General features: G+C 69.3%; 12 protein-coding genes and 1 pseudogene. 9 read left to right on the top strand and 4 right to left on the bottom strand.

What is annotated here, in order from left to right:
- From ACFP2T_RS27325 to ACFP2T_RS27305, 5 genes are all read left to right on the top strand, one after another.
- Nucleotides 1-686 (top strand): hypothetical protein (locus ACFP2T_RS27325; protein WP_377426381.1); only part of this gene is annotated, 686 nt, incomplete at its 5' end.
- Between the two features lie 102 nt (nucleotides 687-788).
- Nucleotides 789-1,775: an IS6 family transposase gene (locus ACFP2T_RS27320; RefSeq protein WP_377426380.1), complete on the top strand. Its 987-nt coding sequence runs from the start codon at nucleotides 789-791 to the stop codon at nucleotides 1,773-1,775.
- 42 nt (nucleotides 1,776-1,817) lie between these two features.
- Nucleotides 1,818-2,018: a hypothetical protein gene (locus tag ACFP2T_RS27315; protein WP_377426378.1), complete on the top strand. Its 201-nt coding sequence runs from the start codon at nucleotides 1,818-1,820 to the stop codon at nucleotides 2,016-2,018.
- Nucleotides 2,015-2,944 carry an IS3 family transposase gene (locus ACFP2T_RS27310; RefSeq protein ID WP_377426376.1) on the top strand — a complete coding sequence of 310 codons (930 nt, stop codon included), beginning with the start codon at nucleotides 2,015-2,017 and terminating at the stop codon, nucleotides 2,942-2,944. The genes ACFP2T_RS27315 and ACFP2T_RS27310 overlap by 4 nt, the downstream gene beginning before the upstream one ends.
- A 490-nt stretch (nucleotides 2,945-3,434) precedes the next feature.
- Nucleotides 3,435-3,905, top strand: coding sequence for an alpha/beta fold hydrolase (locus tag ACFP2T_RS27305; RefSeq protein ID WP_377426387.1), 471 nt, complete (start codon nucleotides 3,435-3,437; stop codon nucleotides 3,903-3,905).
- A 177-nt stretch (nucleotides 3,906-4,082) separates the two neighbouring features.
- On the opposite strand, the gene ACFP2T_RS27300 is transcribed toward ACFP2T_RS27305, so the two are convergent.
- Complete coding sequence (locus ACFP2T_RS27300) at nucleotides 4,083-4,949, bottom strand: alpha/beta fold hydrolase (RefSeq protein WP_377426373.1); 867 nt, start codon at nucleotides 4,947-4,949, stop codon at nucleotides 4,083-4,085.
- A 423-nt stretch (nucleotides 4,950-5,372) separates the two neighbouring features.
- Here ACFP2T_RS27300 and ACFP2T_RS27295 point away from each other — a divergent pair, with 423 nt between their 5' ends.
- A complete protein-coding gene (locus ACFP2T_RS27295; protein WP_377426371.1) occupies nucleotides 5,373-5,525 on the top strand; it encodes a hypothetical protein in 153 nt (50 codons plus the stop codon).
- 537 nt (nucleotides 5,526-6,062) lie between these two features.
- On the top strand, nucleotides 6,063-6,899 hold the full coding sequence (locus ACFP2T_RS27290; RefSeq protein ID WP_377426368.1) for an integrase core domain-containing protein: 837 nt from the start codon (nucleotides 6,063-6,065) through the stop codon (nucleotides 6,897-6,899).
- A gap of 24 nt (nucleotides 6,900-6,923) precedes the next feature.
- Here ACFP2T_RS27290 and ACFP2T_RS48170 read toward each other — a convergent pair whose 3' ends face one another.
- Nucleotides 6,924-7,178 carry a hypothetical protein gene (locus ACFP2T_RS48170; protein WP_465264272.1) on the bottom strand — a complete coding sequence of 85 codons (255 nt, stop codon included), beginning with the start codon at nucleotides 7,176-7,178 and terminating at the stop codon, nucleotides 6,924-6,926.
- Nucleotides 7,179-7,378: 200 nt separating this feature from the next.
- Between ACFP2T_RS48170 and ACFP2T_RS27280 the strand changes: the two genes are divergently transcribed.
- Both ACFP2T_RS27280 and ACFP2T_RS27275 read left to right on the top strand, forming a co-directional pair.
- Nucleotides 7,379-8,002 (top strand): HD domain-containing protein, encoded by a 624-nt coding sequence (locus ACFP2T_RS27280; RefSeq protein ID WP_377426364.1) that lies wholly within the window; start codon nucleotides 7,379-7,381, stop codon nucleotides 8,000-8,002.
- Nucleotides 8,003-8,079: 77 nt separating this feature from the next.
- Nucleotides 8,080-8,247, top strand: a pseudogene (locus ACFP2T_RS27275) (transposase family protein); the annotation flags it as partial.
- 233 nt (nucleotides 8,248-8,480) lie between these two features.
- On the opposite strand, the gene ACFP2T_RS27270 reads toward ACFP2T_RS27275, so the two are convergent.
- Both ACFP2T_RS27270 and ACFP2T_RS27265 read right to left on the bottom strand, forming a co-directional pair.
- Nucleotides 8,481-11,030 carry a DUF6493 family protein gene (locus ACFP2T_RS27270; protein ID WP_377426363.1) on the bottom strand — a complete coding sequence of 850 codons (2,550 nt, stop codon included), beginning with the start codon at nucleotides 11,028-11,030 and terminating at the stop codon, nucleotides 8,481-8,483.
- Nucleotides 11,027-12,352, bottom strand: a complete 1,326-nt coding sequence (locus ACFP2T_RS27265) for an SWIM zinc finger family protein (protein ID WP_377426360.1) — start codon at nucleotides 12,350-12,352, stop codon at nucleotides 11,027-11,029. The genes ACFP2T_RS27270 and ACFP2T_RS27265 overlap by 4 nt, the downstream gene beginning before the upstream one ends.
- Nucleotides 12,353-12,354: the final 2 nt, after the last annotated feature.

Below are 12,354 nucleotides of genomic sequence, written 5' to 3'. Positions count from 1 at the left end.
TTCCGGAGGGGGTCAAAATTCAACCGGAACCACGGGGTCAGTTTTCACGCGGCGCCGACAGACTGTTCGGCCCGGACGGTCGGCACCTGAGCGTGCTGACCCTGCACACCAAGACCGCCGACCATTCGAGCGACGCCGGCCGCGACTTCCTCGGCCGGCCAGCCTCCCGAGTTGACCCTCGGCATAGGGTGAACACGCTCGACATCCTCGTAACCGAGAGTAGGGGACGCCTCATGACGGAATCGACGAACGCCGACCAGGATCCGACCCCCGACTACACGAAAACTCGTCCCGACCTGGCACTCCAGATCCTCGCTCGGATCGCCCAGGAAGATAACGTCTCAATCGGAGTCACGCTGAACGTCAGTGGCGGAATCGTCACGGGCACCGTGATTGGACGAGACCGGTGGTTCCGAGAACTGGGTGACTTCGTCGAGGCCTCGACGGATACCCCCGAAGCACGCAGTCTCGCTGAATACCTCGGGGAACTGATGAGCGGAATCGCGAAGCCGGATGACGACGAAGATCAAGTTGTGGCCACGCTGCGATACGGCTACATCCACCTCGTGAACGCACGGTATGTCTCGGGCTCCCGGGTAATGCCGAGTCAGGGGACCACGTTGTGGCGTGGCCGGCTCTCCGAGATCGCCGGCTTCTCGATCGGCATCCTCCCCGATACCGCGTGAAATGTCCCAATGGCCGGCGGTCCGGCGCGGCGGCCGAGCTGGCCGATGCGCTCGGCGGGTCCGTTGCACTGGTGGTTGCCAGGGACGAGGCACGCTTGGTGCGTGAAGCGTTCGAGCTCCCGAGCCCGATGGTCGCCGCCCAGGTCGGCGTTCGCCGGGTTTCGGTTTCCGGCCGAGGTGATCGTGGTCGCTGTGCGCTGGTACCTCCGTTACAACCTGTCCTACCGCGACGTGGAAGAACTCCTGGTCGAGCGTGGTATCGAGGTCGACCATGTCACCATCTTCCGATGGGTGCAGCGGTTCACCCCACTGCTTGCCGACGCCGCCCGCTTCACCCGCCACTCACCGGGCGACCGATGGTTCGTTGACGAGACGTACGTCAAAGTCAATGGCGTATGGCGGTACGTGTACCGGGCCGTCGACCAGTACGGGCAGGTCATCGATGTCCTCGTCTCGGCCCGACGGGACGCCGCTGCGGCTCGGCGGTTCTTCCAGCGGGCGCTGCGGATGCTGAAGGTGACACCCGCGCTGCCCGGCTTGACGCCGCCGCGGCCAAGCAGCAGAACACCAGCCAGCAGTACCGCGAAAGTCATCACCCCTCGGTGGCCGCTCACGGTGTCCTTGTCCCCCTTCCTGATGTCTGCGTGGACGTCAGCTTCCCTGGTCACGATTCACTTTCCCTTCGTTGAGATTCAGTGGGCGAGCGTTTGGCGATCAGTCGCCAATGGGGAATCCGACGGCGACGGTGGAGAACTGGGCCGCCTGCGGGCAGAGCACGAGCATGCCGCCCAGGATCTTCGGAAAGAATTCCGCGTTGGCCAAGTCATTCACCGTGAACGGGTTCGCGAGGGCCACCGTCTTCTCGGTGTGCCCGGCGGCCGGGTCGAGGTCGTACACAACCAACCCGGTCGAGTCGAGGATCCGCACGCGCTGGGCATCGCGGGCCACCGGACCGATGAGTATCGGGGTCACCCCGGCTGGCAACGTCGTTCGCCACTTCTGCGCCCCAGTGCCGAGGTCGATTCCGACGTACTGTCGATCAGACACCGTCTCGGCGGCGTCGGCCCAGTTTCCAACGATCAAGGTTGAGCCCACGATTGCGAACTCGTCCGTGTCGAACCGGTCGCGCCAGTGGCGGGACAGGCCGGCAGCCAGTTCACTGCCGTCGCCGCGTTCGCGGCCGGGCCGGCGGCGTCGGCGGTGGGATCGCAGGCGGCTGGTTCGGTCGAGGACGAGAACGCCGCGTTGCGTCGACGGGTCCGGGAGTTGGAGGAGGAACGCGACATCCTGCGTAAGGCGGCCCGGTATTTCGCCGGGGAGACGCGCTGGTGAACCGCTTCCAGTTCGTCGCCGATCACCAACCACGCCACGGCGTGAAGCGGTTGTGTCAGATTCTCGGGGTGTCCCGGTCCAGCTACTACCACTGGCGGTCGACTGCCGCGGCCAGGGCGGCGCGGCAGGCCACGGACGTCGCTCTCGCGGACCGGATCCGGGCGGTGCACGCGGCCCACGACGGCACCTACGGGGCGCCGCGGATCACCGCCGAACTCCGCGACGCCGGCCTGGCGGTCAACCGTAAGCGGGTCGCCCGGGTGATGCGCCGCTTCGGTGTGCAGGGCCTGCGGCTGGGCCGCCGCACGCGTACCACGCACGGTGCCGGACCCGGCCGCGGCGAAGGCCTCGGACCTGATCGGCCGGGACTTCACCGCCCCGCACCGAACCGGCGCTACGTCGGTGACATCACGTGCCTGCCGGTCGGCGACGGTGGGTTCCTCTACCTGGCCACCGTCATCGACCTGCACTCCCGCCGGCTGGCGGGCTGGGCGATCGCCGATCACATGCGTACCGGCCTGGTCATCGACGCCCTGCACGCCGCGCGGCGTACCCGGGGCAGCCTCGCCGGGGTGATCATGCACACCGATCACGGAGCCCAATACACGTCGAAGGCGTTCGCGGACGCCTGCACCACGACCGGGGTCCGGCAGTCGATGAGCGCGGTCGGCAGTTCCGCCGACAACGCCGCGGCCGAATCGTTCAACGCCACCTTCAAACGCGAAACCCTCCAGGGCCGCCGCGCCTTCACCGACGAACGGCAAGCCCGACTCACCGCGTTCCGGTGGCTCCCACCGCTACAACACCGTCCGACGCCACTCCCGACTCGGACAGCAATCCCCGATCACCTACGAGAAGACCACCCGACCGGCACCGACTACGCTGGCCCCGGCCGCATAAACTCCGTGTCCAAGATCCGGGGGTAAGCCCCCATCTCGCCCTGGATCCGCCGGCAGCCCCAGGTCGGATTCTCCTCGGCCAGCCGTAGTATCAGCCTGCGCACCTCCCCTCGAGTTGATGGGCGGCCCGGACGCCTCGGGTAGGTCCACCTCCGGGCGACCAGGTCGCGGTGCCACCGCAACAGCGTGGCCGGGGTGACGAAGAAACTCGCCCACCGCGGTCGGGGCAGCAGACGCGACAACACCGACAACACTGCCCGGTCCGTTGGCTCGAGATCCGGACGGCTGACCTGCCGAAGCAGGACCGCAACCTGGTGACGCAGCACAAGGATCTCGACCTCTTTGGACCGATCGCCGCGCAACGCAAGCACGATCAACTGCATGATCTGACACAGAAACAGGTACCCACGCGACAGGATCATGGACGTCAGCATGGCCATCAACACACGCCCGACGTCACACAAAACCGCACTTCACAGGCCATGACCGAGTTTCCGAACGGTACAAGGTCAAGGCCCTGGTGTACGTCGACGCGTACATCCCGGACCAGCACGACACCGTGTACTCGCTGACCTCGGCCGTGCCGGGCTCGGTCTTCGCGGCCGAACCGTCCACCGTCTTCGACCAGGTCGCGATCCCCGGCGCCGACGAGGGAGTTGCCAACTTCTACGTGAAGCCGTCGATCTTCGGCAAGGCGTTCGCCGACAAGACCATTCCTGCCAAGGACGTGGCGGTGCTGGCCGCCCGGCAGCGCCCCCTGGCGTCGAACGCCCTGTTCGAGGAGTCCGGCGAGCCGGCCTGGCGCACCATTCCCTCGTGGTCGGTAATTGGCAAGCAGGACGACGTCATCCCTGCCGCCGAGCAGATCGCCATGTCCGAGAGGGCCAAGGCACACACCATCGAGATCAACGCCCCCCACCTGTCAATGATCACCGACACGGGCGCGGTCACCAACCAGATCGAGGCCGCCGCCAAGGCGACCAACTGACACGACAACCGGCCGTGGCATCGCTCACCGCGATGCCACGGCCGGCCCTTTCTTTCTGTACCGGACCCCGAGGTGAACGGCGTACCGACCGGGTTTTCAGGTATCGCGGTCACCGTGGCCGCGCGGGGCCGGTTCGGCCCACACGGCCACGGCTGCTGCCGATGTCACGAGGTACCGTCAGACGGTCGCCCGGACCGCCTCCAGGATGACCTCGGTGACCTCGTCGGGATGCGAGATCAGTCCCAGGTGAGAGGCGTCGATCCGGGTAATCTTGGCCCCCGCTCGCTCCATCATCGCCTCCTGGCTGGCCGGCGGGATAACCCGATCCTCGGTACCGATCACTGCCCATGAGGGGATCGTCTTCCACGCCGGCTCGGTGGCCGGCTCAGTCAGGGCATTCGTGGCCAGGGCGCTTTGGGATACGGCGAGCACCGCCGCCTGCGGCCGAGGCAGATCGTTGGCGAAGCCGGTGATGAACACCTCCGGCAGGACGTACGCGTCGACCGCACCTTCCGGGGCACCAGGGAACGGCACGAGCTTGAAAACGCTCGTGGGATCGGTCAAGGCCGGCTCAAGCACCGAGCCGGAGCCGGCGGTGAGTTCTGCCACGGTCTCCCCTTCGTCTGGGGCGAAGGCGTCGACGAACACGAGTGCCTTGACGTTGCTGTTGCCGGTCGCGGCATCGCTTGCCACAAAGCCGCCGTACGAGTGGGCCGCGAGCACGATGGGACCCTCGATGGTGGACAGGAAGTCCTTCAGGTAGCCGCTGTCGATCGTCGGCCCTCGGTTGGGTTGCGGCGCAACCTGAACCTCGTAACCGCGTGCCTGGAGATTGCGGACCTCCCCACTCCAGCTCGAGCCGTCGGCCCAGGCGCCATGCACCAGGACGATGGTCGGCCTGGTGTCATGCACCTCGTTGGGGGTTGATCGCGGACCGCCGTCCGCGAACACCTGTGGGGTGGCTGAGCCGAGCACCGTAATGAACGTTGCGGCGACGAGCGTCGCGGCGATGATCTTCGGCCGACGTAGCGAGATACCGAGCATGTGTTTCTCCCTCGTTGGTCAGTGGTTTCCGAAGGCGCAGATGTGCGTGGCTGCCAACCGCGACCCGGCCCGAAGCCGCAACCGGTCGGAAGCGCCGCCGAGCGGCGCGTGGACCGATGGCGGCCGGGCTCCGTTGCCGCAGTGAATTGTTTGATCGCCCGAACCTCACGGTAGTCACGGTCAGCGGAAATCTCAGACAGGAAAGGAAAATCGCTCAGGTTTCACCTTGCCGGAGGACACACCACCAAACGGGCTTCCCTCAACCGACCGGTAGGCGCGACGTTCGGTCCACGGCGAGAAGGCCCGCGGGAAGCTTCATGATCACAAAGGTGTGGTCCGACACAATCGCACATCCGCCACTCGTCACCGTCAACGACTTCGAGCTGGTTCAGATCCAAGGGCGGCCAGGCCCCCACGCCCTGGATGCCAACCCTGGAACGCTGCCGCTACGTCGCCGAACGGACCGCGGTCAAAACCCGGTGGCGGCTCACCGTCGACACCGCCGAGAAGAACGCCCTGACCAGCTACGCCAACTCGTGCTCGAACGTCACCGTCACCGTCACCCACGCCTTCTGACGACACCCTCACAGGCACCCTGCTAGCGGACAGGCCGTGGGGTAGACCGATCTGAGCAAGAGCCCGAGCACGTCCACGACAACTAGGTAATCTCCACCCAGATTTCGCCCCACCGACCGGTGCCGGCCGCCCGCGGGCCCAGCGCCTTGTTCCTGCCGAGAAATACGTTCGTACTGGTCAGCAGGCATCTCGATCTTCGGAGCAGATCTTGGTCGGCTCCTCCCCTGTCCCCTCATTTATCGTCGTTGGTGACTACGCGATGATGCCGCTTCATGCTGTTGCGACTGGCGTACCTGGGTATCACCAACGCGTTCGCGTTGCTGCGGCTGCTGCCGGGCAGCGGCCGGGACAAGGACGCGGAGATCCTCGCCCTGCGCCACCAGCTCGCGGTGCTGCAACGCCGGCTCGACGGGCAGCGAGTCCGGTTCGATCCAGCCGACCGGGCCTGGCTGGCCGCGCTGTTGCACCGCCTTCCGAGACCCACCCTGCACAGCCTGCGGTTATTGGTGCGGCCCGACACGATCCTGCGCTGGCACCGTGACCTGCAGGCTCGCCAGCCACCACGCGGCCACGTCGCGGCCTCGCCGACGGGGCCGGCCACGCACCATCCGCTCGATCCGCGCACTGGTGCTGCGCCTGGTGGAGGAGAACCCGTCGTGGGGCTATCGGAGAGTACACGGGGAACTACTCACCCTCGGGGTCACGGTCGCCGCCTCCACGGTCTGGGAGATCCTGCGCGCCGCCGGGATCGACCCCGCCCCGGACCGGGTCGCCACCACCTGGGCGCAGTTCCTGCGCTCGCAGGCCGACGCGCTGGTGGCGGCGGACTTCATCGAGACCATCACGCTGACCGGCACCAGGTTGTACATCCTCGCCGTAATCGAGCACGCCAGCCGCCGTGTCCGTGTCCTCGGCGCGACCGCGCACCCGACCGCCGCGTGGGTGGCCCAGACCGCCCGCAACCTCGTCATGGACCTCGAGGACGCGGGATGCCAGGTGAGGTACTTCATCCGGGATCGGGACGGCAGGTACCCGGCCCTGTTCGACGCCGTCCTCGCCGACGCCGGGATCACGCTCGTGCGCAGCGGTGTCCGCGTTCCCCGGATGAATGTCGTGATGGAACGCTGGGTGCGGACATGCCGGCACGAGCTGCTCGACCGGACGCTGATCTTCAACCAGCGACATCTGCTGCACGCGCTACGCGAGTTCGAGATCTTCTACAACGGACACAGGCCGCATCAAGGCATCGCGAACGCCCGGCCACTCGCGCCGCTGCCCGAACCGATCACCGATCCGTACCGAATTGCCCATCTGAACATCCGCCGACGTGACCGCCTCGGCGGCATCCTCCACGAGTACGAGCATGCCGCCTGACCTGCGCGGACGGCATTTCGGCAGCTACACGGTCGACCTGCCGCAGCGTATGACCCTCATGCCCGGCCTGCCCACCCCGCTGACCGACCCGACCGCTTCCGCAGCGACCTGGGCGCCGGCTTGTCCAACCCCTCCGACGACGGCGGCTTCGACGAGTTCCGCGGATTCTGCCCCAACCGGCGCCGCAACTCCGCGTTTCTCCGCTACCAACGTCTCGATCCGCGCATCCCGCTCCGCAAGCGCCGCCTCCAACACCGCAAGCCGCTCAAGCAGTTCCACAATGGATCGATGGACAGGCACCCGCCCATCCTCATGACCAGAATCCCACGATCAAGCCGCCACTCCGACGAGAACCTGTGTCCTGCCCAACCAGACCGCCTTATCCGGGATCGGCGAAACCGTGGTGCCAGTCAGGCGCCGCACCGACGTCGATAAGCCAAGGACGTTACCCGTGGACGCAACAATCTACAGTTACCGTCATGGGCGTACACACTCTGCAGACTTTCGGGCCGGTACAGGCATGGGCGTCGCTTCGGACCGAGCTGTCGAACCGGCTAGCCGGTGACACACTGGCCGCCCTGGACAACGCGGTGGCCTTCGCGGCCGAACGCCACGGTGACCAGACCCGGCCGGCCGGCGAACCCTACCTTGAGCACCTGCTGGAGACGGTCGCGGTGCTAACCACCGGGGCAGCGATGACCGACACCGACCTGTTGGTCGCCGCCGTCCTGCACGACGTAGTCGAAGACACCGACACTGAGCTGGACGAGGTACGCGAGCGATTCGGAACCCGCGTCGCCGCACTCGTCGCCTGGGTAACCAAGCCGAACCCCGAACCCGGCCACGACCCAGCCACCGCGCGGGCCCGCTACCTCGCCCGACTGTCCAAAGCGCCCGACGACGCGATATATCTAAAGCTGGCCGACCGACTGAGCAACGTTCAGCGCCTCGACACCCACCCCCGACCAGCCAAACGCGCCTCGTACTACCGGGAAACGGTCACCACGATCCTACCGCTGGCCGACCGGCACCCATGGTTCGCGGCCTGGTACGCCAACTGGCGCCAAACCTTTGCACACCTCAACGACGCAGCCCGCCCGTGACCAGCGCACGACCGACGTTCGTGCCACGCACACGTGCAACCTGATCAGTTACCGAGGGCGAAGCCGACACCCTCACCGTGGCGCCCAAAAAAGCCGACCTGACACCCGTCGAACAGCAGTTCAACAAGGCCCACAACGGTCTGCGGGCCATCGGTGAACGCGCCAACGCCATGCTGAAGATGACCTTCAGGGCACTGCGCAACGTCTGCCTGAATCCATGGCGTATCGGGAAGATCGTCGCCGCGGCAGTCGTACTCCTACACATCTCGACCACGACCGCGCCAGATGATGACGTTCAGTCACCAAGCCGACGCGCATGTGGCGCTGATCGAGGTCGAGCTGAGACTGGGAGTCATCTTCTTGCGATCTGGGGAGCGGGCACTTCGGCAGTCGTCCCGGCCGGGCGACTCAGGCGCGTGCCGCGACCGGAGACCGCGGGACACCGCGTCCTTCCGGTCACGTCCCTGTCCGCCCGCACTCACCCGGGGTCGAACGCCGTGGCGAGCCGCCGCGCCTCGGTGACCAGCCGGCTCGAGCCACGACGCGCGGCCACCTCGGCCAGGCCCGGAACCTCGATCCGGGCCCCGGTCACGGTCGCCGTTTCGACGGCCAGGGTGAGCAGGTCCGGGGTGCCCCGGGGTGGCGTCGGTGCGGTCAGCAGCGCGGGCAGCGCGGCGGCGAGCAGTCGCCAGGTGGTGAGTGGGGCACCGGCCGCCGCCGCGTCCCGCAACGGTTCGACGGCCCGGGTCAGGACGAGCATCCCGGCCGCGCCGAGCGTACCGAGCTGCCGACCGACCGCTTCGGCGTCGAGGTCCCCGGCGGCGGCGAGGATCAGCAGGGCGTCGAGCGCGGCGGCCCGGTCGGACCGGTGCCGGGCCCCCAGCCCGTACGTCAGGGCGAGGTCCAGCGCGACGCCGCCGTGGCCGGCGCTCTCGGCGAGCAGCGGCAGCACCGCCGCGGCGCCCCGGGTCTCCTGGTCGGCGGCGCTGGCGATGTCGGGCAGGGCGTACGTGGCGACCAGGCCCCGGTAGCCCGGGAGCAACGCCGGCCAGAGTGTCGACCAGATGGCGCAGGGACTGTCGAACCGTGCCTGCCAGCCGGAGAGCAGCCGCAACGGATCCTCGAACCGCTCACCCTCCGGGCTCTCCGGAGGTTTGATCTCGACCACCGTGCGCCGCGTCGACCCACCGGGGATGCCGAAGAAGGACACCGCCCGGGAGTTGAAGAACACGGTGACCGGCCGGGCGAGGGGTTCCGGAACGCCGGGGGTACGCAGCCAGACGGCGAGCCGGTCGCCAGCCGGGGTACCCAGCGCCGCCGCCCGCGCGGCCGACGCCTCGTCGACAACGGGCGGTAGCCGCAGCAGGGCCTGGGTGAGGTCCCAGTGCCCCGGCTCCCGGTCACCGAGCGCGGCGACCCGCTCATACAGCACCCCGGGGTCGAGGGAGCCGTTGGCGGCGGTCGGCGCGGCGAGCAGGCCGACACCCGCCGGCGACCGGCCGAGCTGCGTGCCGAGTTCGGCGAGGCGCAGCCGGAGCAGCCAGTGCGGCGGCGCCACCCGCGGATCCGGCGGTCCCGCCTGGCGGAGTGCGGCGAGCAGGCCGGCCCAGCGGGCCCGCAGCGCGGCGGCGTCGGGGGCGTCGACCGCCGCCCGCAGCAACCCGGCCACCTGACCGTGCACACAGCACGGATCCCAGGGGTGCTCCAAGCTTCGGTCCGGGAGCCGGTCCACCACCGCTCTCAGGCTCCGGGCGAGTCGGGGCTGGTCAGCACCGACCAGCCGGGCCAGGCCGTCGAGCACCCGCTCCAACGGCAGTATGGCCGACTCGCCGCCGAGCAGGACGGCGGCCTCCTCGACCAACTCGTCCGGGTCGATGATCGGCGAAGGCGCGGCGGCCAGGACCGGCGGTGCCGGCAGCTCGTCGCCCCGGTGCTCAACCGCCGTCGGTGCCGGGGCCGGTGCCGCCCCGTGCTTGGTCGCCAGCGTCGCGGCCCGGTCCCGTAGGTCGGACGCGGGATGCCCGGCGCCCTCTCCGAGTACCGTGGCGATCTCCGCGGCGCGGTCCGGCCGTTGCCGGGCGAGCTGGTCGAGCCAGTTGAGTTGGGCACGGACCAGCCCTTTATCCGGCCGGGCCAGCACCGCCCGGGACGCGTCGAGCAGGGCCTCCACCTCGACCTCCGGCAGTCCGCGCAACGCCCGCTGCGCCATCGACGCCACCGGACCCGGGCCGTCGGCGAGCAGTCGCAGGTAGTCGGCGACGTGTTCGGCGCACTCGGCCGGGGTCGGCGCGAGCAGGTCGTGCAGGGCGACGAACGGGCGCAACGCGGCGGCCCGGTCGCCCCGGACCAACCGGTCGAAGCAGCTCCGCAGCAGCACCGTCCGGTCCAGCCGGCCCTCGGCGACGAGCCGGGCAAGCGCGGACGGCAGAGCGAGGCTCTCCCCGGCCTTGAAGTCGTCGAACGCCAGCCGGGTGCCGAGGCCGTCCACCTCGAACAGCCGGGGCAGCAGCGTGTCGAGGAACGGATCGGTGCGGAGCCGGTCGAGCAGCGGAACATCGCGCTCCCGTCGCGGCGGCCACGACAACATGCCGGCCCAGCCCGTGACGAACCGCTCGTCGGTGGGGGGCGCGGCCTGGTCCGCCACGAGCAGGTGGGCGATGAAACGCGTGGCGAACCACGGATCCGTCCGGGGCAGCCGGTCTGCCAGCCGGTGAGCAAGCTCGGGCAGCCAGTCGACGCCCCGGTGCCGCGCCATCCGGACCACCGGTGGCCCGTCCTCCTCGTCGAGCGAGACCGACTGCCGGCCGAGCAGCTCGGCCACCTTCGCCGCGCTCGGCAGAGCGCCGACCGCGGCGACGGCCAGCGCAGTCGCCTCCCGGCCGGCCCACCGGTTGTCCCGGAGCTTGCGGACGTACGCCACCAGTTCGATGCCGATCTGGCGCCGTCGCGACTCGTCGAGGCCGGTGAGCGCCACCGTGATCTCGTCGACCCCGCCCCTGTGGATGAGGTCGAACAGTTCCGTGGTCACGCCGGGACCTCCGCCCCGCCCACGAGCATCGAGACCGCGAGGGCGTGTTTGCAGGGACTGCGCTGCCCATGGTGTCCGGTCCACCAGGGGCAGGAGCAGCTGTGCTGACCGTCGGGGTGGATCCGGACCCGGTAGCTCTCGTCGCCGCCGCGTACCGTGGCCACCGCGCCGTCGATCTCCACCGCCTTCGCCTCGATTAGCGCCCGTGCCCCGACCAGCCGCGGATTGTCCCGCTCGGCACGGCCGGCGTCGTACGGCTGCACCCGGCGAAAGTAGGCCGCCTCCGACACGTCGTAGCCGACCCGACCGGCGGTGCCGAGCTGCGCCAGGGCGGCCCGGACCCGGCCCGAATCGATCCCGGTCGCGGTGGCGAGTCCGGCCACGTCGATGATCGGATCCCAGGAGAGGAGGGCACCGACCAGGTCAGCGTCGTCGACGACATGGTCGCTCGCGAGCGCGGTCAAGGTCGCGCCCTCGCCGGAGAACCCGCGGTACAGTTCCGGCGACAGCATGGGCGAGAGCCGCAGCTCATCGGTGTCCAGCTCCCGGGTGCCGGGCGTCGGCAGCGAATCGGCGGCGACGGGCGGGCCGTACACCCGGAGGGTCTTCGCGAAGCGGCGCATCCCGCGGAGCGCGGTGAGCCGACCGGCGCCGGCGAGACAGACCGCGCCGGGCGTCGGCCGGGTGGTCAGCCGCAGCGTACGGCCGGCCGGCACCGACCGGTCAGGGCCGGCCGGAAGCCGACGCAGGAAGACTGCGGCGTCAGCAGCGGTGATCTCGGCCCGCGGTGCGAAGTCGGCGGCGAGCACGTGCACCTCGGTGAAGCCGCGCAGCCCGCGTGGCGGCAGCGGAACCTTCTTCTCCGCCACGCTGTCGTCCATCGTGGAGACGGTGAGGTCGTCGGGGCCGGCCGACAGGCGCAGCGGGTCGACGCCGCCGCCCCGGGCCAGGGCCTGCCGCAGCGGCGGGTTGACGACGACATTGGTGGTGGTGCCATGCGCGACGATCTCGCCGTCGATCCCGGTCGACAGCACGTCGAGCCGGGCATAGACGCCGCAGGATCCGGAGAAGGACTCGAAACGCAACCGGTCGCGGCTGCCGGTCACCACCGGGTCCAAGCCGGGCGGGTCGACGGGCCGGTGGTGGCGGGTGCGGGCGCCCTCGGCGACCGCGAGCAGGCCACCAGCGGCGGCCCGGGGCGTGGTGAGGAAACCGGCGGAGAACCGAGGGTAAGCCAGCGGACCGCCACTGGTCTGCAGGGCGAGCCCGTCGGGACGCAGGACGGCAGACCCGAGATACCGGTACGTGGCAACGGCGGTCATGA

Source organism: Plantactinospora solaniradicis, assembly GCF_042658085.1.
Lineage (GTDB): Bacteria > Actinomycetota > Actinomycetes > Mycobacteriales > Micromonosporaceae > Plantactinospora > Plantactinospora solaniradicis.
The sequence above is the reverse complement of the archived record's forward strand: the minus strand, read 5'-3'. Positions and strand labels throughout refer to the sequence as shown.

Bases quoted from the DNA above. Each gene is read 5' to 3' on its own strand.
- ACFP2T_RS27280 (WP_377426364.1), top strand. From the start codon at position 7,379: ATGGGCGTACACACTCTGCAGACTTTCGGGCCGGTACAGGCATGGGCG.
- ACFP2T_RS27265 (WP_377426360.1), bottom strand. From the start codon at position 12,352: ATGACCGCCGTTGCCACGTACCGGTATCTCGGGTCTGCCGTCCTGCGT.
- ACFP2T_RS27300 (WP_377426373.1), bottom strand. From the start codon at position 4,949: ATGCTCGGTATCTCGCTACGTCGGCCGAAGATCATCGCCGCGACGCTC.
- ACFP2T_RS27295 (WP_377426371.1), top strand. From the start codon at position 5,373: ATGCCAACCCTGGAACGCTGCCGCTACGTCGCCGAACGGACCGCGGTC.